The following is a 24302-nucleotide window of genomic DNA, read 5'->3' as shown; positions in this document are numbered from 1 at the left end:
GGCGGTTTCGCGTATGATCGGCGGATGGCAACGAGCGCGATTCGCATTCTTGGAATTGATCCCGGCCTGCGCCGGACCGGCTGGGGCGTGATCGACATCGACGGCAACCGGCTGATCTATGTCGGTTGCGGCTCGGTGGAATCCCGCGAGGCCTTGCCGTTGGCCGAGCGTCTCCTGGCGATTCACGAAGGCCTTGCCCGCGTCCTCGGCGATTTCAGGCCGCTGGAGGCCGCCGTGGAGCAGACCTTCGTCAATAAGGATGGGGCATCGACCCTGAAACTAGGCCAGGCACGCGGCGTCGCCATGCTCGCGCCTGCGATGTTCGGCATTGCCGTGGCCGAATACGCCCCCAACCAGGTGAAGAAGACCGTGGTCGGGGCAGGGCACGCCGACAAGAACCAGATCCGCGTCATGCTGGGTGTGCTGCTGCCGAAAGCGAATCCGAAAACGCCGGACGCCGCCGACGCGCTGGCGATTGCCATCACGCACGCCCATCACCGCCAGAGCGTGATGCTGAAGCTGAGAGTCGCTGGCGCATGATCGGAAAACTTAAAGGCCTGATCGATTCCTACGGCGAGGACTATGTGATCCTCGACGTGCAGGGCGTCGGCTATCAGGTGCACTGCTCGGCGCGCACGCTGCAGGCGCTGCCGCAACAGGGCGAGGCGGCAGTGCTCTCCATCGAGACCTATGTCCGCGAGGACCAGATCAAGCTGTTCGGCTTCCGCAGCGACATGGAGCGCGAATGGTTCCGGCTGCTGCAAACCGTGCAGGGTGTCGGAGCCAAAGTAGCGCTTGCGGTGCTCTCGACCTTGCCGCCGTCCGATCTCGCCAATGCGATTGCGCTGCGCGACAAGGCTGCGGTGGCGCGCACGCCGGGCGTCGGGCCGAAGGTGGCCGAGCGCATCGTGACCGAACTCAAGGACAAGACTCCGGCCTTCGCTACGGTCGATCCGGCGGTGGTGCATCTGTCCGGCGCGCTCGACGAGAATCGCGCCCCGCAGCCTGTGACTGATGCGATTTCCGCGCTGGTCAATCTCGGTTACGGTCAACCGCAGGCGGCGGCTGCGATTGCCGCAGCGTCGCGCAGCGCTGGGGAGAAGGCCGAGACGGCGCAGCTCATCCGGCTTGGCTTGAAGGAACTGTCTAAGTGAGTGCCGTATGACCTCGCCCCGCATCGTCACGCCGGAGCGCCGCGCCGACGACATCGGCGATACCTCGCTGCGCCCGCAGAACCTGTCCGAGTTCGTCGGCCAGCAGCAGGCGCGCGCCAATCTTCAGGTGTTCATTGATGCGGCGCGCAAGCGTAACGAGGCGCTCGATCATGTGCTGTTCGTCGGCCCGCCAGGCCTCGGCAAGACGACACTCGCGCAGATCGTTGCGCGTGAACTCGGCGTCGGCTTCCGCGCCACCTCCGGCCCGGTGATTGCGAAGGCCGGTGATCTCGCGGCACTCCTGACCAATCTCGAAGAGCGCGATGTGCTGTTCATCGACGAAATCCACCGGCTCAGTCCGCAGGTGGAGGAGGTGCTCTATCCGGCGATGGAGGATTTTCAGCTCGATCTCATCATCGGCGAGGGACCGGCGGCGCGGTCGGTGAAGATCGATCTGGCGAAGTTCACGCTGGTCGGCGCGACCACGCGCGCGGGATTGCTGACCAATCCGCTGCGCGATCGCTTCGGCATTCCGGTGCGGCTGAATTTCTACACCGAGGAAGAACTGGAGAAGATCGTCACCCGTGGCGCGCGGGTGCTCGGCATCGGCATGACGCCGGATGGCGCCAACGAGATCGCGCGGCGCGCCCGCGGCACACCGCGCATCGCGGGGCGGTTGCTGCGGCGGGTGCGCGATTTCGCCTCGGCCGCGGATGCCAGTGCGATTGATCGCAAGATTGCGGACAACGCGCTCGGGGCGCTGGAGGTGGACAAGGCCGGTCTCGATGCGATGGATCGCCGCTACCTGACGACCATCGCCTTGAACTACGGCGGCGGGCCGGTTGGCGTCGAGACCATGGCGGCGGCACTCTCCGAGCCGCGCGACGCCATCGAGGACATTATCGAGCCGTTCCTGATTCAATGCGGCTACCTGCAGCGCACGCCGCGCGGGCGGCTTCTGACATCGCATGCGTTCAGGCATCTCGGCCTTGCCGAGCCGTCGCGCGATCCGTCGCAGTTCGGGCTCTTCAGTGGAGACGAGAGCGACGGGGAACCGTAATTCCGCTCCAATTCATGAGCATGGATGGGATGCATCGCGGTGAAGCGGTCATGATCTCACGCCGACATTTTTTCCGTTTCATCGGCGCGTTCGGCGCTTAGACCACGGCTATGGGTTCGGGGTTGAACCGGCCCGGCTGAAGGTCACGCGCTACAGCGTCGCGCCGCTGGGCGCGCCTGCGGCCAGCTCATAGCGCCGCCCGGCGCTTGCGCTGCTTGGCGTTTTGCGCAAAAGCTGCAACATGACCATTCATCTCGACGGATCGATCCGCGACGGCAAGCACGTGATGCAGGTGCGTGTCTATTACGAAGACACCGATTTCACCGGCATCGTCTATCATGCCAATTATCTGCGCTTCATGGAGCGCGGCCGCACCAACTATCTGCGGCTGCTCGGCGCCGACCAGCATGCGCTGTTCGCGGAAGCGCAGAACGAAGCGCCAGGTTTTGCCTTCGTGGTCCGTTCGATGCAGATCGAATATCTCAAGCCCGCGCGGATGGACGATGTGCTCGATGTCGTGACGGTGCCCGCCGACATCCGGGGCGCGTCGATCACGCTGGCGCAGGAAGTCCGGCGCGGCGACGATGTGCTGGTCGAGGCGCGGGTCAAGGTCGCGTTTGTGTCCGGCGGTCGCGCCCGGCCGATTCCGAAGGCGCTGCGCATCGCCATGAAGGCCGACCAGGACGCGGCCTGAGTTTCCCTAACTTCATTGCGATCTTTTGGCTTGGCGCTTGACGGATTGTACTGATTGGCACAAGTTGTACCTATCGGTACAAACAGGAGTCCTCCCATGTCGCGTCCGCCCCTGCCGCCGTTTACAAGAGAAACCGCCGCGCAGAAGGCGCGCATGGCGGAAGATGCCTGGAATTCGCGCGACCCGGTGAAGGTCTCGCTCGCCTACACTGAAGACAGCATCTGGCGGAATCGCTCGGAATTCTTTCAGGGCCGCGCGGCGATTGTCGAATTCCTCACCCGCAAGTGGGCGAAGGAACACGAGTACCGTTTGATCAAGGATCTGTGGGCGTTCGATCGAAATTTTATCTCTGTGCGCTTTCAGTACGAATGGCACGACGATGCCGGAAGCTGGTTTCGGTCCTATGGCAACGAAAACTGGGAATTCGACGAGCACGGCTTGATGAAGCGCCGTGAAGCCAGCATCAACGATGTGGCGATCAAGGACAGCGAGCGCCGGTTTCACTGGCCCGCCCCGGGCCCGCGGCCTGCGGATGTTCCCGGCCTTGCGCCGGTTCCGAAGTGAGCTAGCCGGCGAGGACTGCAATGGCAAAAACCGAAGCTGCACGCAGAGACATTCTGGCCGCGCTGGCCGAAGTATTCCGCGCGCATGGCTATGAGGGTGCGACACTTGCGCTGATCTCGGATGCGACCGGCCTCGGCAAGGGCAGCCTCTACAATTTCTTTCCCGGCGGAAAAGAGCAGATGGCGGATGAAGTGCTCGCCTCGATCGATCGCTGGTTCGCCGACAATATCTATGCGCCGCTGCGAACAGCCGCCGATCCCGTGAAAGGCATCGCGGACATGTATGCCGCGGCGGATGATTATTTCCGCTCGGGACAGCGGGTCTGTCTTGTCGGCGTGGTTGCGCTCGGCGCGTCGCGTGATCTGTTCGGCGAAAAGGTGAAGGTCTATTTCGCCGGATGGGTGGATGCGCTCGCCGCGGCACTGCGGCGTTATGGCGACGACAAGAGCGCCGCGCGCCGCAAGGCCGAGCATGCGGTGCTGGAAATCCAGGGGGCGCTGGTGCTGGCGCGCGCCTTCAATGATGCGAAAGTGTTTTCCCGGTCGCTGAAGGAATCGGAGCGGCGGTTGCTGGATTGATTGTCCGTCATTGCGAGCGAAGCGAAGCAATCCACTCTTGCAAAAATGGATTGCTTCGTCGCAAGTGCTCCTCGCAATGACGAGACGTCTTCCGTTACGCCGCCGCCTTGTGACGCGCGATTTCGGCCTTGTAGAGCTCGAACTCCGCGGCGAGAGCCTTCATCACGCTTGGACGCGTCTTGAACCGGGAGAGATAATCGTTGATCGCGGGCCACTTCTTCAGGTCGATCGGCGGCGTTGCCATGGTCCAGTTCAGCACGGTGCCGAGATAGGCGTCCGCCACGCTGAAATGATCGAGCAGGAATTCACGGCCTTCCAGATGTTTGTTCAGGACGTCGAGCCGCGAGAGATACTTCTCCAGCACATAGCCCTTCATCTCCGCCGGAGCTTTCCTGTCGAGCAGCGGCAGGAATAGTCCCTTGTGCAGTTCGGTGCCGATGAAGCACAGCCACTGATGCAACCGGCTGCGCTCGATACCCGCGCCTGATCCGATGCCGGCATCCGGAAAGCGATCGGCGACATACTGAAGGATCGCCGCGTTCTCGGTGAGAACCAGACCGTCGTCGGTGCTGATGGTCGGCACCAGGCCGAGCGGGTTCACCGAGAAGAAATCGGATTCGTCCTGAAGCACCTTCTTGGATTTCGGATCGACTTCCAGATAGCGGGCGTCGGCGCCGGCCTCATAAAGTGCGATGCGGGTTGCCATCGAACAGGCGAGGGGCGAGAAATAGAGCTTCATGGTGCGTCTCCTTGTTGAAACCGGTCCGTCCTTGATTTTTATACCGTTCCGCATAAATTAAATGCGGTCAAGAGAATTATTTGCGAAATGGTACAAAAAAAGCCTCAGCCGGCGAAAGCCGCCTCCAGCGCGCCGAAAAAACGCGGTCGCCCGCGTGCCTTCGAGCCGGATGTCGCGCTCGGCAAAGCCATGGACACCTTCAGGGATGGCGGCTTCGCAGCAACCTCGCTGGACGATCTCAGCGAGGCAATGGGGATCAATCGGCCGAGCCTCTATGGGACATTTGGCGACAAGCGCGAACTGTTTCTCAAGGCCTATGAGCGTTATCGCGCCGAGATGGCGGCAAAGTTCGCTCCTGCTTTCGCGCCCGGACTGACGCTGCGGCAGATGCTTGAAAAGATCTATGCGACGGCGCTCGATGTCTATCTCGCCGGCGAAAACGGCCCGCGCGGCTGCTTCACCGTGATGACGGCGACCTCCGAGGCGATGGCCGACCCGGAGATTCGTCCCCTTGTGCAGAGGGCGCTTGGCTCGACGCAGCGGACGCTCGCGAAGCGGTTTCAGGTCGCAATCGAAACCGGCGAACTGCCGCCGACGGCGAATGTGCAGATCCTCTCCCAGATCGCCGCATCGACCGTCGAGGCGCTGGCGATCCGGTCCCGTGCTCGGGTGCCGCGCGCGGAGCTGGAAGCCATCGCCAAAGGAACTGTCGATTTGATCTGCGGGCCTTCGGCAGCGGGGACAAAGGTTTAGTGACGTCGGGGCCCTACTCATGTAAAAGGACTTTACATGAGTAGATACGCAAGATGAGTTGGAAGAACCGCGGCCGCCGCGAAGGCGGCTACCATCACGGCAATCTGAAAGAGGCGCTGGTGCAGGCCGCGCTCGATCTGATTGCGAACAAGGGCCCGGCGGGGTTCACCTTCGCCGAGGCCGCGCGCTCGGCCGGTGTGAGCCCGGCGGCGCCGTATCGCCATTTCCGCGATCGCGACGAGTTGCTCGCCAGTGTGGCGCAGCAGGGCTTCGAACAATTCGAATCGCAACTCACCGCGGCCTGGGACGATGGCCGTCCCGATACGCCGACCGCGTTCCAGCGCGTCGGCAAGGCCTATCTCGCGTTCGCGCGCGAAAACCCCGCATATTACTCGGCAATGTTCGAATCCGGCGTGCCGCTCGAGGCCAATCCCGCGCTGCTGGTGGCGTCCGAGCGCGCCTTCGCCATCATCCGTGCAGCGTCCGAACGGCTGGTGGCAATGGCGCCTCCGGGCGTGCCGCGCCCGCCCGCGATGATGATGGCGCTCCACATCTGGTCCATGTCGCACGGCATCGCGTCGCTGTTCGGACGCGGCGATGCGGCGCGCCGCAAGCTGCCGATGTCGGCGGAGGACCTGCTGGAAGCGGGCGTGCTGATTTACCTCAAGGGCCTCGGGTTCCCGACCGACCACCATCACCGGCCATCCAAATAATTTGCGCGACCCCCGAGGGGGCCCGCTTGACAAAATCCCGGGATGTTTTATCTATGTAAATGTTATTTACATTCACGGGAACGTGAAAACTGGGAGGACGCCTATGGCGAACACCGCAAACGCCAACACTGCACGTCTCGACCGATGGGGCCGCCCGGACTGGGCCGGACCGCATCACGACAACTACGACTCGCGGCACGACTGGCAGCCGCGGTTTCACCCCGGGCGGATCATTCTGATCGTTGCCGGTTTCATCATCTGGTGGCCGCTGGGTTTGGCCGCCCTCGCTTACTCACTCTGGAGCAGAAACATGGGTTGCTGGTCTCACGATCGTCACGGCCGCTGGGCCGACAAGATGGAGCGCATGCAGTACAAGATGGAGCGGATGCGCAACCGGATGGAAGGCCGCGGCTTCTACGCGCCTTCGAGCGGCAACCGCGCCTTCGACGACTACCGCATGGAGACGCTGCGCCGTCTCGAGGAAGAGCAGACCGAGTTCAAGGATTTCCTCGACCGCCTGCGTCACGCCAAGGACAAGGAAGAGTTCGACGCCTTCATGGCGCAGCACAAGCAGCGCCCGACGCCACCGAACGATCAGCCGCAGGGATAAGACAAGCCCCGTCTCCCTGACTGGCTAACGAAGCCGCCCACCTGTCGATCAGGTGGGCGGTTTTGTTTTGCGCGTCTACTTACGAAGCACTGGTTGAAGATTCGGATGTTGTCTCGTCGTTAGATCAACAATCCAAGCGATCATGATGCCAACAAAGTAAGACATGATGTCCCACCACGAGAAATACTTTCCGATCAATAATACGCCGAGTGTGGTGTCGCGAATTCTATCGAGTGACGGCGTATGCCAGAGCTGGCGGAATTCGATAGTTGCAGAGAAAATGGCGCTTCCAATTGCCAATTTCTGAGAACCTGCCTTTGGCCACAGGATAACGGCTGCGCAATAGATCAGGCTCCCCCACAGTGCAGAGCCGAGAAATTTCAGAAGAATGTGATGTCCGAGTGCTGGCCAGCGCGTCACCAAGCCAAGCCCAATAATCAAGAGCGAGATTATTAAGAACCGGTTGCGTCGGTTGCCAAGCATCCTAGTGAACCTCCTTCTCTGAATCTGACTGTTGCTCGAGCTCGGGCTGCATGGGCTGAGGTTTGATGATGAGCGAGACGAGCGTGTAGCTGATAATTAGAAGAAGGTACCACGACCCTAGCTTGCTGATCGAAACCATCGACCATCCATGCAACTGGGCCGGATAGAGCCACGTCTTGGTGTAGGTGCCGATATTTTCTGATAGCCAGATGAAAAGTGAGACAAGAATCAACCCAAGCAGTAACGGCATTGATCGATAGGTTATCCAAACCCGAAAGTAGATCTTTGTCCGCGCAAGCAACGCAACGCTGACGGCAAAGAGGGCGATCCGAAAATCGAGAATGTAATGATGAGCGAAGAAGTTTATGTAAATTGCAATGCTCAGTATGCTCATCGCCCATAGTGGCGGATGATGATCGAAGCGAAAATCAAGCAGTCGCCAGACCCGGCAAAGATAACTGCCGATACAAGAGTACATAAAGCCGGTGAACAAAGGGACCCCGCCGATACGGAAAATATTGGGCTCTGGATAAATCCATGAACCGACGGATGTTTTGAATATCTCCATCGTCGTTCCGACAACGTGATAAACTAGAATGACCTTGGCTTCGTCTAGGGTCTCCATGCGCGTTGCGAGAAGCGCAATCTGAAGACCAGCGGCTGCAACGAACAGGAAATCATAGCGGGCTAACGGTATCCACGATGGATACCAAAAATGAGTCGCTAAAAGCAGACCGACCATCGCTCCGCCAAATAGGCATGCCCAGGCTTGCTTGATTCCGAACCGCACGAATTCATAGAGCCAGATTGTCATTTGTGAGCTTGCAAGCATCGCTGCCAACCAGCGATCGGCGTGGAGCAGTCGCACACGAAATGAGATACGTTTTTTCGTCTGCTGAAGAACACTCATGATGCCACTTTCACCGACTGAGGCTCTTGTCGGGTTGCCCTCATCTGAAACCTGATTTCAATGGCGATCTTGAGCAGCACAAGCACGATCAGCGGTCCTGCTGTGCCGATCGCCTGCGCGATGAACGCGCCGCCCATGATCGCCACATGCATGATCACGATACGGGTGTAGAAACCGCCCATGATTTCGCCGGTGTCGGCATTGGCCGGCGGCGTTTTCGCAAACACGAAACGGTTGACCACGTCGTTGATGAAGATCGCGCCTTGACCCACGAACAGCGCCAGCAGCGGGATCCATAAATCCTTGCCGATCACGATCAGGCGGATGAAATCCCGCGCGTCATGAATGCGCCCGGTCCACGGCCCGGCGAACAGCGTGTAGATGAACAGCATGTGCACGGACATGAACAGCCCGGCATGCACGGTGAAGAATCCGGCAAGGGCAAGCGTGCCAGCGATGCTGCGGCCTGCCGCCGATCCCGGATCGCGGAACATCGTCGCGGCGCGCAGAATGGTCCAGAACCCGATCACCGCGGTTTCCAGCCAGTACAGGCAGAGCAGGACGAAGGTGTCCCAACCCCAGAACAGAATTCCCGCCAGCGGCACGAGGTTCGACAGGATCAGGATCGATGAGGTGAGCGCGCCGCGCCGGGATGCACGTGAGCGGGCCGTTGTGGGGACAGTGGATGTCATACGCCGATTAAATCCGATCCTGCGCCACAAACAAAGCAGATGCGCTCAGGCTGAGGTCTTTCCGGTTTGCCATCGCAGCCTGGATGGGTTTGAATGCAGCATGATCAGAACCGTGATCTCATCGCGCCGCCGCTGGTGGCGAGCCGTGTCGTGTAGCGGCATCTGGTAGGCTGATTCCCGCGATCGCGTGCAGGCGCAATCTTGCGCTCACGCTTCGTTCGTCGCCGCTTTTCTCCGACCTTTCCAATCTTGTCGTCCATGGCCTCGGTTTACTGGGCCTGCGGAGTCATCATGCCTACGACCATGCAGCATCTATTTGCCATGCCCGTGGGGGCGCTCGCCTGGCTTGGCCGTCAGGGCGCGCGGGCCATTGCGGCGCTGGTTTTCATCGGCATCGCCGTTCCGCCGCTCGGCGTCTTGCTGAAGCCTTATGTCACCGAAGCGATATTCCTGCTGCTCTGCATTTCGTTCATGCGGGTCGATGTCGCCGCAATGCGTGGGTATCTCGCGCGGCCGGCGCTGGTGATCGCTGCGACGCTGTGGAGCAGTTTCGCTGTGCCGCTGCTGTTCGGCTGCGCCGGCATCGTCAGCGGCCTCGACCGGTTCGCACCGGATCTGTTTCTCGGCCTGATGCTTCAGGCGGTCGCGTCGCCGATGATGGCCTCGCCCGCGCTGGTTGCGCTGATGGGGCTGGACTCGACGCTGGTGCTGATCACCCTCGTGACCGGGACCGCGCTGGTGCCGTTCAGCGCGCCGTTGTTTGCGTGGCTGTTCTTCGGAGACGCGCTCACGCTCTCGCCGCTGGCGCTCGGGCTGAAACTGTTCGCGATCCTGTTTGGCGCTGTCCTTGTTGCCGCTGTCGTCCGCCGTCTTGCCGGCGCGGAAACCATCGCCCGCCACAAGCAGCCGATCGACGGCGTCAACATTCTGGTGCTGCTGGTGTTCGTCAGTGCGGTGATGGGACCGGTCGCCGCGAGCTTCTGGGCCGCGCCCCTCCGCGTGCTGGGTCTTCTGGTGCTGGCCTTTGCCCTGTTTGCGGCGCTGCTGGCTGTGACCACGCTGGTGTTCCGCAGGGCCGGCCTCGCGCGTGCGCTTGCGCTGGGGCTGATGGCCTCCCAGCGCAACATGGGCCTGATGCTGGCCGCCGTGGACGGGGCGTTGCCGGGACTGACCTGGCTGTACTTCGCGCTGGCCCAGTTCCCGATTTACCTGTCGCCGCAACTGCTCACGCCGCTGGTGCGGCGGCTGCGGGGCGTTGCCGCGCCCTCGCCATGATCCGGGCCTGGAACCGGCTCCGGTGCTGCCTCACAGGGTTGGTTTGCAGGGCATTTTCGGGCCCTGATTGGACTGCGGTAACCCGACCTTAACCCTGATTAGCGTTTGGTTATATGGGCTGACAGCCCTCGTTTTGACACGTTAGCAGGGGATTCAGAGCCCGGCCTCGGGACAGGCCATCCCACGCGACACGAGACCGGACGGGGCGATCGGCAGCGTTGGCGCTTTCGCTGCGGCGGTCATTGCCTTGCGGCGACCGCGATCAGCGCGTTAGCGCGTGAAATGAAGTGACAATCGCCTTGAGAGGATACCGATCATGAATCCAGCAGACGTAGCGCAGTCGGCTCTGCCGCTGGCCTCCGCTGACGTGTCGCTGATCTCGCTGTTCTGGCATGCGCACTTTGTCGTGAAAACGATCATGCTCGGGCTGCTGGCGTGTTCGGTGTGGGTCTGGGCCATCGCTATCGATAAAATGCTGCTTTACTCGCGCACAAAGAAGGCCATGGACCGCTTCGAGCAGGCATTCTGGTCGGGGCAGTCCATTGACGAATTGTACCGCGCGCTGGCGGCCAAGCCGACGCAGTCGATGGCCGCCTTGTTCGTGGCGGCGATGCGCGAGTGGAAGCGTTCGTTCGAAAGCCATTCGCGCTCGATCGCCGGCCTGCAGATGCGGATCGACAAGGTGATGAGCGTGTCGATCGCCCGCGAGGTCGAGCGGCTGGACCGCCGGCTGCTGGTGCTGGCGACGGTCGGCTCGGCGAGCCCGTTCGTCGGCCTCTTCGGCACGGTCTGGGGCATCATGTCGAGCTTCCAGTCCATCGCGGCGTCGAAAAACACCTCCCTGGCAGTGGTCGCTCCCGGCATCGCCGAGGCCCTATTTGCCACCGCCATCGGCCTGATTGCCGCAATTCCGGCGACAATTTTCTACAATAAGTTCACCTCCGAGGTGAACCGGCAGGCCCAGCGGCTTGAAGGTTTCGCTGACGAGTTCTCGGCGATCCTGTCGCGCCAGATCGACGAGCGCGCGTGAAGGGGAACGAGTTGAACGACGGCTTGGGATATTCGTCATGGGCATGAATCTCGGGGGCGGATCGGGCGGCGGCGGACGCCGCGGCTATCGCCGCGCCAACGTCATGGCCGAAATCAACGTCACGCCCATGGTGGACGTGATGCTGGTGCTGCTCATCATCTTCATGGTGTCCGCGCCGCTGCTGACGGTCGGTGTGCCGCTCGATTTGCCGCAGACCGCGGCCAAGAGCCTCGATCAGGACAAGGAGCCGCTGACGGTTTCGGTCCAGCTCACCGGCAAGGTGTTTCTCAACAACACCGAGATCCCGATGAACGAATTGGTGCCGAAATTGACGGCAATTACCCAGGCGCGCGGCGGCATGGATGAGCGTATCTTTGTTCGCGGCGACACAAAGGTAGATTACGGTACGGTGATGCGCGTGATGGGACGCCTGTCCGCCGCAGGGTTCAAACGCGTAGCTCTGGTGACCGAGGTCGAGCAGGGAAACTGACGTGAAGATCGACAAGACCGTCGCAGCGTCTGTCGTTTTGCATGCCCTGGTGATTGGCTGGGGCATGGTGTCGTTTTCGACCAAGGCCTTCGAGTCGATGCCGGAAGATTCCGTGCCGGTCGATATCGTTTCCGCCGAGCAGTTCGCCAAGGCGATGCAGGGAATGAAAACCGGCAAGAAGGAAAACCCGAAGCCGATGGTGGAGAAGGTCGCCGAGCCCAAGCCTCCGGTTGAGGATGCCGTGGGCAAGATCGACGACAAGAAGCCGCCGGTGGTGACCGAGGCGGCCCCGCCGCCCACGCCCAAGCCCGAGGAAAAGCCGGTCGAGAAAAAGCCCGATCCGCCGAAGCCCGTGGTCGAGAACAAGCCCAAGGAAGAACAGAAGCCTGCGGAGAAGAAGCCGGATCAGGCGAAAGTCGATCCGATCGCGGAAGCGCTGAAGAAGGAAGAGGCCAAGAAGCCGCCCAAGCCGCAGCAGGTCAAGGCTGCGCCGCCTCAGCCGCAAAAGCAGCCGACCGAACGCACGTTCGACCAGTCGAAGATCGCCGCCCTGCTGGACAAGCGCGATCCCTCGCGCGAATCCATCACCGGTGCTGCGCTGAATTCGCAGGCCGCGCTTGGCACAGCGAAGGGCAGGGCCGCCGACAACTCCGCGACCTGGGGCGCGATGTTCCGCCAGCAGGTGGAGCGGTGCTGGAAGAAGCCGTACGGCGGCGTCGAGGCGCAGAAGGTGGAAGCGGTTTTCACCATCAAGCTGAAGCGCGACGGCACGCTGGAAGCCAATCCGGTGCCGCTTTCCAGTGCTTCGACTGGCTATTTCCGCGTTTATCAGGACAGCGCACTGCGCGCGATCATCGAGTGTCAGCCGTATAACCTGCCTGCGGCCTATTTCGACGAGTGGAAATTTTTCGAGCCCGCATTCACTGAAAAATTTTCGTAACGGCATGATCCCGAAGAGCGGAAATCGGTTTTCGGATCAGATCATGCCCAGACATATAACAAACGGCGACATCGCCAGAATGAAGTTTGGATAGCATGCGAGACTTGAATAACGAAGGTTCGGACGAGTTGCAGGCCAAGTTGAATCCGATGATCCCGACCCGCCGCCAGATGATGACGGGAGCCGCTTCCGCGGGATTGCTGCTCGCGACACCGATGCGCCGCGCGCTCGCGCAGGCTCGCGTCACGGTGACCGAAGGCAACTTCCAGCCGATCCCGATCGCGATTCCGAATTTCGTTCCGGGTAGCCAAGGCGACAGCGAGGTCGCTGCCGGCATCGCGCAGGTCATCACCAACAACCTGAAGCGGAGCGGACTGTTCGCGCCGATCGATCAGGCGGCCTTCATCGAGCGCATTTCCAACATCGACGTGCCGCCGCAGTTTGCGAACTGGCGTCAGATCAATGCTCAAGCGCTGGTCACCGGACGCGCCACCCGGCAGGGTGACGGCCGCCTCAAGGCTGAATTCCGCCTGTGGGACGTGCCGCAGGCGCAGCAGCTCACGGGTCAGCAATACTTCACGTCGCCGGAATCCTGGCGCCGCATCGCGCACATCATCTCCGATCAAATCTATGAACGCCTCACCGGCGAAAAGGGCTACTTCGACAGCCGCGTCGTGTTCGTCGATGAGACCGGCCCGAAGGATCGCCGCGTCAAGCGCCTTGCGATGATGGATCAGGATGGCGCCAACGTGCGTTACCTCACACGCGGGGCCGATCTCGTGCTGACGCCGCGGTTCTCGCCGTCCACGCAGGAAATCACCTACATGGAATTCGGCCAGGGCGATCCTCGGGTCTATCTCTTCAATGTCGAAACCGGACAACGCGAGATCGTCGGCAACTTCCCCGGCATGTCGTTCTCGCCGCGGTTCTCGCCCGATGGCCAGCGCATCATCATGAGCCTGCAGCAGGGCGGCAACTCGAACCTGTTCGTGATGGACCTGCGCTCGAAGTCGACCACGCGTCTGACCGACACACCGGCCATCGATACGTCGCCATCCTATGCGCCGGATGGCGGGCGGATTTGTTTCGAGTCCGATCGCGGCGGCAAGCCGCAGATCTATGTGATGGGCGCGAATGGCGGTGCGGCACAGCGCATTTCATTCGGCGAAGGCAGCTATTCGACGCCGGTGTGGTCGCCGCGCGGCGATTACATCGCCTTCACCAAGCAGGGCGGCGGCCAGTTCTCGATCGGCATCATGAAGCCGGACGGCTCGGGCGAACGCATTCTGACCTCCGGCTATCACAATGAAGGGCCGACCTTCGCGCCGAACGGCCGTGTCGTGATGTTCTTCCGTGAAGCGGGCGGCGGGCCGTCACTGTACACGGTGGATATTTCCGGACGCAACGAACAGAAGGTTCCGACACCAGGCTTCGCTTCCGACCCGGCATGGTCGCCGCTGCTATCGTAAATGAAGTCTTAAAATCCTGGCCCGGTTTCTTCGGTTTCGCCGGTAGGATTTGTTTATTCTGCTGAATTTGCAGGTGGATTTTGTCCGTCGCTGATCGCGGCAAGACATAAGTAACGATGTTCCCTCAGAAAGACTTCATCTGCGGTGGGTAAAGCTGAGCCGTTCAAAAGGACGTGCGCGCGCCCATATGCAACTGCTTCATCGAAAGAACAGCCCAGACGAAGAGACTCTGTCGCCGTCGATCTACGCGGCGCTGGTCGATTCCATGTGCCAGAATTCCTGGCCGATGCTGTTCGGGGCTATCTGCGCCGCGGCCGCGGCTTTGATGACGGCGCTCAAGACCGGCTACGCTCCGATCTGGCCGTGCGCGCTGCTGATCATCACCATCGGTATCGCGCGAGCGATCCAGATGCGCAAATACGAGAAGCGCACGACGGTTCTTTCCCCTGAACAGGCCGCCGATTTCGAGCCGCGCTACATGCTCGGCGCGATGCTCTACGCCGGAGTGCTCGGACTTTGGTGCGCGATTGTGCTGCTCGGCACTGACGATCCGATCGCCCATATGCTCTGTACGACGGTGACCATCGCCTATACCGGCGGCGGTGCTGCGCGCAATTACGGCCGCCCTCGTATCGTCCAGCTTCACATCCTGCTGTCCTGCGGGCCGATGTCCCTCGCGCTCGCGATCCATGGCGATCTTTACCACATCGGGCTGGCGGGCCTGCTGGTGCTGTTTTTCCTCGGATTGAAGGACATCAACCTGAGCCTGCATTCGATTTTCGTGAAGGCGCTGCTGGCCAACGAGCGCGAGGCGTCGATCGCCGCGCAGTTCGACACTGCGCTGAACAACATGCCGCACGGTCTTTGCATGTTCGATGCAAACGGCTGCCTCGCCGTGATGAACTATCGCTTCCATTCCATGATGGGGCTGAAGACCGATCTGATCGGCTCTGGCGCGTCCGCGGCCGAAGTCGTTGCCGCCTGTCTCAAGGCCGGCACGCTGACGGCGGCCAACGCCGATACGATCATCGCCCAGACCGCGAGACAGCAGCAAGCCGAGATCGTCACACTCTATTCGACCGGCTCCGAGGAGCGGGCGCTGGCATGGACCTTCGAGCCGATGGCGGACGGCGGCACCGTCGTGCTGGTCGAGGACATTACCGCGCGCCGGAACGCCGAAGCCAAGATCGGTCATATGGCGCGGTTCGATGAACTCACCGGGCTGCCGAACCGCGTGCACTTCCGCGACGAAATCGGCCAGATGCTGGCCTCGAGCCGCGCGCCTCTCTCCGCGCTGCTGTTTGTCGACCTCGATCAGTTCAAGCAGGTCAACGATACGCTCGGTCATCCGAGCGGCGACAAGCTGCTCTGTGCGGTGACGGCACGGCTGCGGCGGTTGCTGCGGCCGGAAGACTTCGTCGCGCGGTTCGGCGGAGATGAATTCGTCGTGTTCCAGCGCGGAATCCAGTCCACCGAAGATGCAGCGGCGCTCGCTCGCAGAATCGTCGACCGCCTCAGCGAACGCTATGAGATCGATCATCATCTGGTTGAGATCGGCGCCAGCATCGGCATTGCGATGACCTCGCCCGACGCCAGCGTCGACACCCTGCTGAAGAATGCAGACATGGCGCTTTACCGCGCCAAGGCCGACGGCCGCGGCACCTTCTGCTTCTTCCGCGAAGAGATGGCACACACAGTCGAGACGCGTCGCGTGCTCGAACTGGATCTGCGCCACGCGCTCGCGCATGAAGAGTTCGAGCTTTACTATCAGCCGCTGGTCAATCTGAAGTCCGGCCGCATCTCGACCTGCGAAGCGCTGCTGCGCTGGAACCATCCGACACGCGGCGCGGTTTCTCCGGCCGATATTATTCCGGTCGTGGAAGACATGGGGCTCGTCGTCGACCTGGGCCGCTGGATCCTGCGCAAAGCCTGCATGGAATGCATGAAGTGGCCGGACCCGGTCAGCGTCGCGGTCAATTTCTCGTCGCAGCAATTCCATCAGCGCGACGTGATGACCGAGGTCCGCTATGCGCTTGAGGTGTCAGGACTGCCGGCGCACCGGCTTGAAATCGAAATTACCGAGTCGTCCCTGCTGCGCAACACGCAATGGACGCTCGATGTGCTGACGCAACTGCGCGAGGCCGGCGTGCGCATCTCGCTCGACGACTTCGGCACTGGCTATTCGAGCCTGAGCTACCTGCACAATTTCCCGCTTCAGAAGGTGAAGATCGATCGCTCGTTCCTCGAGGATATCGGCAGCAGCCAGCGGCCGCTGACCCTGTTGCGCGGTGTCGCGCGCCTCAGTGCCGATCTCGGCATGTCCGTTGTGGTCGAAGGCATCGAGACCAACGAGCAGCTTGAGCTCATCAGCGCAGAGGGCACCGTCACCGAGGCGCAGGGCTTCCTGTTCAGCCGTCCGGTTCCGGCGCCGCGGGTGCGCGAACTGCTGAAGGCGTCGCACGGGACCGTCAGCAAGGACGTCATCCCGCTTCGCCAGACGCTGCGCTGACACAGCGCGCGGCTTTAACATCGTCTCCTCAATGGACATGACTGCAATGCCAATTGATCGCGCGCGCATCGGCAAGAGTTAAGGTTAACTCATGCAACGCTTTGCGATTTTGTTAAGAAGGTATTAACCTCTGTTCATGTGACGCGGTACTGTCGTATCGCTCGGAGCATCGAAAATGGTGTCTGCTGTCCGAACGACCGGCCGTTCGTCGGAACGGTTAGCCTATCCGCTGGAAGCCGTTGATTATAAACTCGCCGAAACACAGGCTGAGAAAGAACAACTCTATCGTCTGCGCTACCGCGCCTATCTGCGCGAGGGGACCATCGACCCAAACTCGCAGCAGATGATTCAGGACCAGTACGACGACCTTCCGAACTCCTGGAATTTTGGAGTCTACCGAGATGGCGTCCTGATGAGCTCGCTGCGCATCACGGTCTCGTCGCCGGAAACGCCGGCATGTCCCTCGCTCGCGGTCTTTTCCGATCTGCTTGAACCCGAAATCGCCAAGGGCCGAGTGCTGATCGATCCGACGCGGTTCGTCGCCGATCCCGATCGCGAATCCCGTTGCCCCGAACTGCCGTACATTACGCTGCGCCTTGCCTATATGGCCTGCGAGTACTTCGATGCGGATATCGGATTGGCGAGCGTGCGGGCCGAGCACCAGGCGTTCTATCGCCGCGTGTTCCTGCACAAGTCGATCAGCGAGCCGCGGAATTATCCGAGCCTCACCAAGCCGATTTGCCTGATGGCGGTCGACTATCCGGCGATGCGCGAGCGGGTCTTTGCCCGTTACCCGTACTTCCGCTCGAGCTTCTTTGAGCGCCGCAAGCTGTTCGAGCGCAGCCAGCCGCTTGCGGAGTCCGTACCGGTTCTGACCCTGCCGCAGTTTCCGTTCGCAAAGGCGACCATCGCGCCGCGGCCCTGAGCAGGCTTCGTCATCGCGTAACGGCTAAAAATTCGCACAAATAAAGGGCTCCAGCCGCCGGCGGGGCCCTTTTTGCTTGGCGCATTCACCGTCGCGCCATATTCATACCGCATTAACCATGGGTATCGGTTTTGCTGGATGTGAGGCATTTGAGTGGCTCCGGCAACGCCTCATCAAGGTTGACGGAACGTTCGCTTAACCAAGCCGCTGTAGACCGGACCCCTAGTCATCAGAACCAGAGCGTGGAGGCTCCGGAATGAAACATCAGATGCGTATCCTCCAGGGATTGAAGCTTGCCGCCGTTTTGGCTGTGGCGCTGTCGATGGGCGCCTGCGCCAACAAGACCGGAGTCGGTGGCGACGCCATGGCGAGCGCGGCGGTGCCCGGCAGCCAGCAGGATTTCGTCGTTAACGTCGGTGATCGCGTGTTCTTCGAGAGCGACCAGACCGAACTGTCGCCGCAGGCGATTGCGACCCTCGACAAGCAGGCGCAGTGGCTCCAGCAGTACAACCGCTATTCCTTCACGATCGAAGGTCACGCGGACGAGCGCGGCACCCGCGAATACAACATCGCGCTCGGCGCGAAGCGTGCCCAGTCGGTTCGCAGCTTCCTCGCCTCGCGCGGCATCGATCCGAGCCGCATGCGGACGATCTCCTACGGCAAGGAGCGTCCGGTCGCGGTGTGTAACGACATCTCGTGCTGGTCGCAGAACCGCCGCGCTGTGACCGTGCTCAACGCCAGCTCTTAAGGGCGTTGTCGATAGCTTCTAAAAGCGGCGCCTCCGGGCGCCGTTTTGTTTTGGAGCGGGTGCAGGTATGTCATCGATACAGATCATGGAGAGGCAACGAGCCGCTGTGCGAAGCCATATTTTTGGCGTACTGAACCGCTCAATCTTGGTCGCTTTGAAAAGCGATGCCCTTACTGTTTTTCGGGTCAAAATGTCATCCAGATTTCAAATTTTCGTCTGTGCGGTGCTCGCATTCGCGCCTGCATGGCTGCCTGTCAGCGCGGTCGCGCAGCAGGATCTCGATCCCGAAATGCGCATCGAGCGGCTGGAAAACCAGCTTCGCACGCTGACCGGCCAGAACGAGGAATTGCAGTACCGCAACCGCCAGCTTGAAGAGCAGTTGCGGGCCCTGCAGGGCGCCCAGCCGGCGCAGCCCGGTCAGGCCGCCGCGCCTCGCTCCGCCGTGCCGAGCGTCGCCGTCGCGCCGCAGCCCAATGCCGGCTACCAGCCAAATCCGGGTTACCAGACGCCACCCGTCACCGGTCCAGCGCCTGCGGTGATCACGGCCCCTGTCGCCAGCACCGGCCGACGCGGCGATGCGTTCGATCCAAGTCAGAATCCGAACGCGCCGGGTGTGCCGCGTGCGCTGGGCGGAGGGCAGGCGCCTTTGTCCGGCGGTCAGGTCGGTGCGCCGGGCGGGCGTGACGCAGGCGAGCCGCTCGATCTGTCGAATGTTGGCGGTCCGCGCGATCCTTACGGCGCGCCGGCGCAGCGTCCGGTGCCACAGGCCCCGAACACGACGGCGTCGCTGACCACCCTGCCGCCGTCGGCAACGCCGCGCGACGAGTTCGATCTCGGCATCGGCTACATCCAGCGCAAGGACTATGCGCTGGCCGAAGAGACGATGCGCAACTTCGCGCAGAAATATCCGACCGATGCGCTGCTGCCGGATTCGCAGTACTGGCTCGGCGAGAGTCTGTACCAGCGGCAGAAGTACCGCGACGCTGCGGAAGCCTTTCTCGGCGTGACCACGAAGTTCGACACCTCGGCGAAGGCGCCGGACTCGCTGCTGCGTCTTGGTCAGTCGCTCGCCGCGCTGAAGGAAAAGGAAGCTGCCTGCGCCGCCTTTGGCGAAGTCACGCGCAAGTATCCGCGCGCCTCGAATGGGGTGAAGCAGGGCGTGGCGCGCGAGCAGAAGCGGGTTGGCTGCTAGTATCAATCCGTCATTGCGAGGAGCGCTTGCGACGAAGCAATCCATTCTCCTTAAAGGTGGATTGCTTCGCTTCGCTCGCAATGACGGGGTGGAACGTCTATTCTGATGCCTGCAGTTCTTTCCCCGTCGGGATAAAAACCGGGCTTCTGAACACTATGCCCTCCGCCGAAACGTCGCCTGTTTCAGTTCTGGACGCGAAACGCCTGTTCGCCGACTGGAAGGCTGCGCCCGCGGTGGTGCTTGCCGTGTCCGGTGGCCCGGACTCCATGGCCCTGATGTGGCTGGCCGCGCGGTGGCGGCTTGCGCTGAAAAAGGGGCCGCGTCTTCTTGCGATCACAGTCGACCATGGCCTGCGCAAGGAGGCCGTGCGCGAGGCCCGCGACGTCAAGCAGCTTGCCGGCGCGCTCGATATCGAACATCGCACGCTGCGTTGGCGCGGCGAGAAGCCGAAAACCGGATTGCCCTCGGCCGCGCGCGAGGCACGTTACCGATTGCTGCTGCGCGCCGCGGCGAGCCACGGGGCGTCTCATATCTTCACCGCGCACACGCGGGACGATCAGGCCGAGACCGTGATCATGCGGCTGTCGCGCGGCAGCGGAATCGCGGGACTGGCGGCGATGGCGCGGCAGTCGGATCGCGGCGGTGTGGTTCTGGCGCGGCCGTTTCTGGATGTGCCAAAATCCCGGCTGGTTGCGACGCTCACGAAGGCCGGAATCGCGTTTGCCGATGACCCGACCAATCACGATCCGCGCTTCACCCGCCCGCGGCTGCGCGCACTGATGCCTGCGCTGGCGGCGGAGGGCGCCGATGCGCGGGGGCTGGCGCGTCTTGCGTCGCGTCTCGCGCGCGCCAACGCCGCGCTCGATGTCATGACGGATGGCGCCGAGCGTTATCTGGCCAGCATCAACGGCGCGGCGGCTGGCAGTTTCGACCTCGCGGCCTTCACGGCCCTGTCCGATGAAATCCGGGTGAGGCTGCTGATGCGCGCGATTGACCGCAGCGGTCACGAAGGACCGGCCGAACTCGGCAAGGTCGAGACGCTGTTACAGGCGATCGACAGGGCCACGGCCAGAAAGAAGCCGGGTCCGGGCGTTCAACTGAAGCAGACGCTGGCCGGAGCGCTCATCAGCGTCCGGCAGGGACGCATCTATATTGTTCCCGCACCTCCGAGGGGCCGGCGGATGGCTGGTTTGCCTTAACCACTGTTGAAATAGCCCCGCCAAACCGCCCTTATTTCACCCGGAATGACGTTAAGATGCGTTAAATAGTCCCGAGAGGTTCCCTTGGCATCCGGGGGCGCCACACCTAGATTGTAAAGCAATCCGCACCGAAAAACGTTTTGAAGACCCAAGGACATCAGGCCGCGATCCATGCGGCCACGAAGGAAGCCCAATGAACGCCAATCTGCGCAATTTCGCCCTCTGGGTCATTATCGTCTTGCTGCTGTTGGCATTATTCACGTTGTTCCAGAATCCGGGGCAGCGGGCTGCCTCGCAGGATATTTCGTTCTCCCAGCTTCTGACCGAGGTTGACCAGAACCGCGTTCGCGACGTGGTCATCCAGGGGCCGGACATCAACGGCACCTTCACCAATGGTTCGACCTTCCACACCTATGCGCCGAACGACCCGACGCTGATCAAGCGCCTGTATGACGGCAAGGTGTCGATCACCGCCAAGCCGCCGGGCGACAACGTGCCGTGGTTCGTCTCGCTGCTGGTGTCGTGGCTGCCGTTCATCGCGCTGATCGGCGTTTGGATCTTCCTGTCGCGCCAGATGCAGGGCGGCGCGGGCAAGGCGATGGGCTTTGGCAAGTCACGCGCAAAGATGCTCACGGAGGCCCATGGCCGCGTGACGTTCGAGGACGTCGCGGGTGTCGATGAAGCCAAGCAGGATCTGCAGGAGATCGTCGAGTTTCTGCGCGACCCGGGCAAGTTCCAGCGCCTCGGCGGACGCATTCCGCGCGGCGTGCTGCTGGTAGGCCCTCCGGGCACCGGCAAGACGCTGATCGCGCGTGCGGTCGCCGGCGAAGCCAATGTGCCGTTCTTCACGATCTCGGGTTCTGACTTCGTCGAAATGTTCGTCGGCGTCGGCGCAAGCCGCGTGCGCGACATGTTCGAGCAGGCGAAGAAGAACGCGCCGTGCATCATCTTCATCGACGAAATCGACGCGGTCGGCCGTCATCGCGGCGCCGGCCTTGGCGGCGGCAATGACGAGCGCGAGCAGACCCTGAACCAGTTGCTGGTCGAGATGGATGGCTTCGAGGCGAACGAGGGCGTGATCCTCATTGCCGCGACCAACCGTCCCGACGTGCTCGATCCCGCGCTGCTGCGTCCCGGCCGTTTCGACCGTCAGGTCGTGGTGCCGAATCCGGACGTTGTCGGCCGCGAGCAGATCCTCAAGGTCCATGTCCGCAAGGTGCCGCTGGCGCCGGACATCAACCTCAAAACCATCGCACGCGGCACACCCGGTTTCTCCGGCGCCGACCTGATGAACCTCGTCAACGAGGCCGCACTGACCGCCGCACGCCGTAACAAGCGCATGGTGACGCAGGCCGAGTTCGAAGAGGCCAAGGACAAGGTGATGATGGGTGCCGAGCGCAAGTCGCTCGTCATGACCGAGGAAGAGAAGTTGCTGACGGCCTATCACGAGGGCGGCCACGCTATCGTCGGCCTCAACGTCGTCGCGACCGATCCGATCCACAAGGCGACCATCATTCCGCGCGGCCGTGCGCTGGGCATGGTCATGCAACTGCCTGAGCGCGACAAGCTGTCGATGTCGCTCGAGCAGATGACCTCGCGTCTTGCCATCATGATGGGTGGACGCGTGGCGGAAGAACTGATCTTCGGCAAGGAGAAGGTGACCTCCGGCGCATCGTCCGACATCGAGCAGGCCACGCGGCTTGCCCGCATGATGGTCACGCGCTGGGGTCTGTCGGAAGAGCTTGGTACGGTGTCCTACGGCGAGAACCAGGACGAGGTGTTCCTCGGCATGTCGGTGTCACGCACGCAGAACGCCTCCGAGGCAACCGTGCAGAAGATCGACAAGGAAATCCGCCGCTTCGTCGAAGAGGGCTACAAGGAAGCGACGCGCATTCTCACCGAGAAGCGCGCCGACCTCGAAACCCTGGCGAAGGGCCTGCTCGAGTTCGAAACGCTGTCGGGCGACGAAATCACCGATCTGTTGGCCGGCAAGAAGCCGAACCGCGAATCGGTGCTGGAGCCGACCGGCCCGCGCACCTCGGCGGTGCCGCCCGCCGGCAAGCCGCGTCCGCGTCCGGATGCCGGTCTCGAGCCGCAGCCGCAGGCGTAAGCGCCTTTAGGTATTGCCATAAAGGCCGCCCTTGGGGCGGCCTTTATTCTGGCCGTTTCCGGCGCAGGTTTAAGGGGTTCATCAAGTCAAACCGGGCACTTTCCGACGTGGATGCCGCACCCGGAAGCAAATCCGACCATGTTGCAGGCCTGATACAGACCGCGATGACGATGCCGGCGCCGATATCCGGCGATGCCGAACACGCCGCGGTTCCCCCAATCGTGGTGCTGATGTGCGTCGCGCTGTGTATCATGAATGTATTGTCGCTGGTCGGATCGGCGATCACCGGTCAATGGATTCTCGATCTTCAGGGTCTTGGAATTCCGACTGACTTCACCAACGTTTATGCCGCTGGACGGCTCGTCCTCGATGGCTACCCGGCTACGGCCTATGACTGGGATGCGCACAAGCTGGTTCAGGAGCCGGTGCTCGGCCGGACGTTCGCCGACTTTTTCGGCTGGCATTATCCTCCACCGTTTCTTTTCGTTGCGGCATCGCTTGCAAAGTTTCCCTATTCGGTCGCGTTCGCCGGATGGGCGGCGATCACCTTCTCGTTCTATATTGTCACCATCCGCGCGCTGACGAACCATCGCATTGGATGGCTGCTGGCCTGCGCGTTTCCCGTGGTGATGTTCAACGCCCTGATGGGCCAGAACGGATGCCTCACGGCGGCGTTGATCGGCGGAACGCTTTACCTGATGCCCAAGCGGCCCTGGCTCGCCGGCGTATGCCTTGGGCTGCTCACCTACAAACCACAGTATGGCCTGATCTTTCCCCTCGTGCTGATCGCTGCCGGGCAATGGAAGACATTCGCGTCGGCTGCGCTGACCGGCGCATCGGTCGCGGCATTGTCCTGGTGGGCGTTCGGCAATGTAACTTGGATCGAGTTCTTTCACTGGCTGCCGCGCGCGTCGGCAGCCTTCCTGTCCGATGGCGCCGCCACCTTCGGCAAGATGCAAAGCACCCTGTCACTGGTGCGGTTTCTTGGTGGTGGCGATACGCTCGCCCGCAGTCTTCAGTGGGGCGTGAGCGGGATGGTGGCGCTCGCGGTCGTCATTCTCTGGCGCAGTCGCGTCAGCTACGAGATCAAGGCCGCGGCGCTGGCTACCGGAGCATTGCTGGCAACGCCATATCTCTATTTGTACGACATGATGGTGCTTGCTATTCCCGTGGCGCTGATTCTGCGCATGGGCATTACGGACGGTTTTCTCGATTACGAATTGCCGGCGCTCGGCGTTGTAACCGTGTTGCTGATGGTCTTCCCGTATGTCGTCATGCCGACCGGACTTGCCGCGGCACTGATCGTTGCGGCGCTGATTGCGCGCCGCGCGTACTTGCAGTGGGGCGACGATCGGGACCCGGTCTTACGGCCTTAAACGCATAGCGCGCATGCATTTCCGTCACCTTTATTCGCCGCAGGTCGCAGCCGAAATGCTTGACCCTCCGCCGCATTCACCGCACGCAT

General features: G+C 61.9%; 25 protein-coding genes. 21 read left to right on the top strand and 4 right to left on the bottom strand.

Translation table 11 applies throughout. From position 1 onward, the window contains the following. Positions 1-24 precede the first annotated feature (24 nt). From ruvC to I554_RS0123020, 6 genes are all read left to right on the top strand, one after another. Positions 25-540, top strand: a complete 516-nt coding sequence (gene ruvC, locus I554_RS0123055) for a crossover junction endodeoxyribonuclease RuvC (protein ID WP_024574180.1) — start codon at positions 25-27, stop codon at positions 538-540. After that, on the top strand, positions 537-1154 hold the full coding sequence (ruvA, locus tag I554_RS0123050) for a Holliday junction branch migration protein RuvA (protein WP_024574181.1): 618 nt from the start codon (positions 537-539) through the stop codon (positions 1152-1154). Before ruvC ends, ruvA begins: the two co-directional genes overlap by 4 nt. A 7-nt stretch (positions 1155-1161) precedes the next feature. Beyond that, the gene (gene ruvB / locus I554_RS0123045) at positions 1162-2214 is read left to right on the top strand and encodes a Holliday junction branch migration DNA helicase RuvB (RefSeq protein WP_024574182.1); all 1053 of its coding nucleotides are present in this window, start codon (positions 1162-1164) and stop codon (positions 2212-2214) included. A 241-nt stretch (positions 2215-2455) separates the two neighbouring features. Continuing rightward, a complete protein-coding gene (ybgC, locus tag I554_RS0123030; protein WP_006022276.1) occupies positions 2456-2908 on the top strand; it encodes a tol-pal system-associated acyl-CoA thioesterase in 453 nt (150 codons plus the stop codon). Between the two features lie 96 nt (positions 2909-3004). Continuing rightward, entirely contained in the window at positions 3005-3472 is a 468-nt protein-coding gene (locus I554_RS0123025; RefSeq protein ID WP_024574183.1) for a nuclear transport factor 2 family protein, read from the top strand. A 20-nt stretch (positions 3473-3492) separates the two neighbouring features. After that, the gene (locus I554_RS0123020) at positions 3493-4050 is read left to right on the top strand and encodes a TetR/AcrR family transcriptional regulator (RefSeq protein WP_024574184.1); all 558 of its coding nucleotides are present in this window, start codon (positions 3493-3495) and stop codon (positions 4048-4050) included. A 94-nt stretch (positions 4051-4144) separates the two neighbouring features. Here the strand turns inward: I554_RS0123020 and I554_RS0123015 are convergent, their stop codons facing one another. Beyond that, on the bottom strand, positions 4145-4789 hold the full coding sequence (locus I554_RS0123015; RefSeq protein ID WP_024574185.1) for a glutathione binding-like protein: 645 nt from the start codon (positions 4787-4789) through the stop codon (positions 4145-4147). 87 nt (positions 4790-4876) lie between these two features. Here I554_RS0123015 and I554_RS0123010 point away from each other — a divergent pair, with 87 nt between their 5' ends. The 3 genes from I554_RS0123010 (at position 4877) to I554_RS0123000 (ending at position 6865) form a co-directional block, all read left to right on the top strand. Further along, positions 4877-5542 (top strand): TetR/AcrR family transcriptional regulator, encoded by a 666-nt coding sequence (locus tag I554_RS0123010; protein WP_024574186.1) that lies wholly within the window; start codon positions 4877-4879, stop codon positions 5540-5542. Positions 5543-5595: 53 nt separating this feature from the next. After that, the gene (locus I554_RS0123005; RefSeq protein ID WP_024574187.1) at positions 5596-6255 is read left to right on the top strand and encodes a TetR/AcrR family transcriptional regulator; all 660 of its coding nucleotides are present in this window, start codon (positions 5596-5598) and stop codon (positions 6253-6255) included. Positions 6256-6358: 103 nt separating this feature from the next. Beyond that, the gene (locus I554_RS0123000; protein ID WP_024574188.1) at positions 6359-6865 is read left to right on the top strand and encodes a DUF2852 domain-containing protein; all 507 of its coding nucleotides are present in this window, start codon (positions 6359-6361) and stop codon (positions 6863-6865) included. A 75-nt stretch (positions 6866-6940) separates the two neighbouring features. Here the strand turns inward: I554_RS0123000 and I554_RS0122995 are convergent, their stop codons facing one another. Genes I554_RS0122995 through I554_RS0122985 form a run of 3 tightly spaced genes read right to left on the bottom strand, consistent with a single transcriptional unit; the run spans position 6941 to position 8950 of the window. Then, a complete protein-coding gene (locus tag I554_RS0122995) occupies positions 6941-7348 on the bottom strand; it encodes a DUF2809 domain-containing protein (protein ID WP_024574189.1) in 408 nt (135 codons plus the stop codon). Between the two features lies 1 nt (position 7349). Beyond that, on the bottom strand, positions 7350-8258 hold the full coding sequence (locus I554_RS0122990) for a DUF817 domain-containing protein (protein ID WP_024574190.1): 909 nt from the start codon (positions 8256-8258) through the stop codon (positions 7350-7352). Next, positions 8255-8950 carry a DUF6498-containing protein gene (locus tag I554_RS0122985; protein WP_024574191.1) on the bottom strand — a complete coding sequence of 232 codons (696 nt, stop codon included), beginning with the start codon at positions 8948-8950 and terminating at the stop codon, positions 8255-8257. The genes I554_RS0122990 and I554_RS0122985 overlap by 4 nt, the downstream gene beginning before the upstream one ends. Positions 8951-9241: 291 nt before the next feature. On the opposite strand from I554_RS0122985, the gene I554_RS0122980 reads away from it, so the two are divergent. The 12 genes from I554_RS0122980 to I554_RS0122925 all read left to right on the top strand — a co-directional run bounded on the left by I554_RS0122980 (position 9242) and on the right by I554_RS0122925 (position 24213). After that, the gene (locus tag I554_RS0122980) at positions 9242-10225 is read left to right on the top strand and encodes a Na+-dependent transporter (protein WP_024574192.1); all 984 of its coding nucleotides are present in this window, start codon (positions 9242-9244) and stop codon (positions 10223-10225) included. 316 nt (positions 10226-10541) lie between these two features. Beyond that, the gene (gene tolQ / locus I554_RS0122975; RefSeq protein ID WP_024574193.1) at positions 10542-11255 is read left to right on the top strand and encodes a protein TolQ; all 714 of its coding nucleotides are present in this window, start codon (positions 10542-10544) and stop codon (positions 11253-11255) included. A gap of 37 nt (positions 11256-11292) precedes the next feature. Beyond that, positions 11293-11745: a protein TolR gene (gene tolR, locus I554_RS0122970; RefSeq protein WP_024574194.1), complete on the top strand. Its 453-nt coding sequence runs from the start codon at positions 11293-11295 to the stop codon at positions 11743-11745. Position 11746: 1 nt separating this feature from the next. Continuing rightward, complete coding sequence (locus tag I554_RS0122965) at positions 11747-12685, top strand: cell envelope integrity protein TolA (protein WP_024574195.1); 939 nt, start codon at positions 11747-11749, stop codon at positions 12683-12685. A gap of 149 nt (positions 12686-12834) precedes the next feature. Then, on the top strand, positions 12835-14154 hold the full coding sequence (gene tolB, locus I554_RS0122960) for a Tol-Pal system beta propeller repeat protein TolB (protein WP_029659306.1): 1320 nt from the start codon (positions 12835-12837) through the stop codon (positions 14152-14154). A gap of 187 nt (positions 14155-14341) precedes the next feature. Next, positions 14342-16663, top strand: a complete 2322-nt coding sequence (locus I554_RS0122955; protein ID WP_024574197.1) for an EAL domain-containing protein — start codon at positions 14342-14344, stop codon at positions 16661-16663. Positions 16664-16838: 175 nt separating this feature from the next. Next, entirely contained in the window at positions 16839-17588 is a 750-nt protein-coding gene (locus I554_RS0122950) for an acyl-homoserine-lactone synthase (protein ID WP_024574198.1), read from the top strand. A gap of 256 nt (positions 17589-17844) precedes the next feature. Further along, the gene (gene pal / locus I554_RS0122945) at positions 17845-18336 is read left to right on the top strand and encodes a peptidoglycan-associated lipoprotein Pal (protein WP_024574199.1); all 492 of its coding nucleotides are present in this window, start codon (positions 17845-17847) and stop codon (positions 18334-18336) included. Between the two features lie 190 nt (positions 18337-18526). After that, positions 18527-19528, top strand: a complete 1002-nt coding sequence (gene ybgF / locus I554_RS0122940) for a tol-pal system protein YbgF (protein ID WP_024574200.1) — start codon at positions 18527-18529, stop codon at positions 19526-19528. Between the two features lie 155 nt (positions 19529-19683). Next, positions 19684-20727, top strand: coding sequence for a tRNA lysidine(34) synthetase TilS (gene tilS / locus I554_RS0122935; protein ID WP_024574201.1), 1044 nt, complete (start codon positions 19684-19686; stop codon positions 20725-20727). A gap of 193 nt (positions 20728-20920) precedes the next feature. Continuing rightward, complete coding sequence (gene ftsH, locus I554_RS0122930) at positions 20921-22837, top strand: ATP-dependent zinc metalloprotease FtsH (RefSeq protein ID WP_024574202.1); 1917 nt, start codon at positions 20921-20923, stop codon at positions 22835-22837. Positions 22838-23001: 164 nt separating this feature from the next. Further along, complete coding sequence (locus I554_RS0122925) at positions 23002-24213, top strand: glycosyltransferase family 87 protein (RefSeq protein ID WP_029659985.1); 1212 nt, start codon at positions 23002-23004, stop codon at positions 24211-24213. Positions 24214-24302 lie beyond the last annotated feature (89 nt).

It is taken from the genome of Afipia sp. OHSU_II-C1 (assembly GCF_000497575.1).
GTDB lineage: Bacteria > Pseudomonadota > Alphaproteobacteria > Rhizobiales > Xanthobacteraceae > Afipia.
Note: the sequence above shows the minus strand (reverse complement) of the source record. Positions and strands in the feature narration are given on the sequence as shown.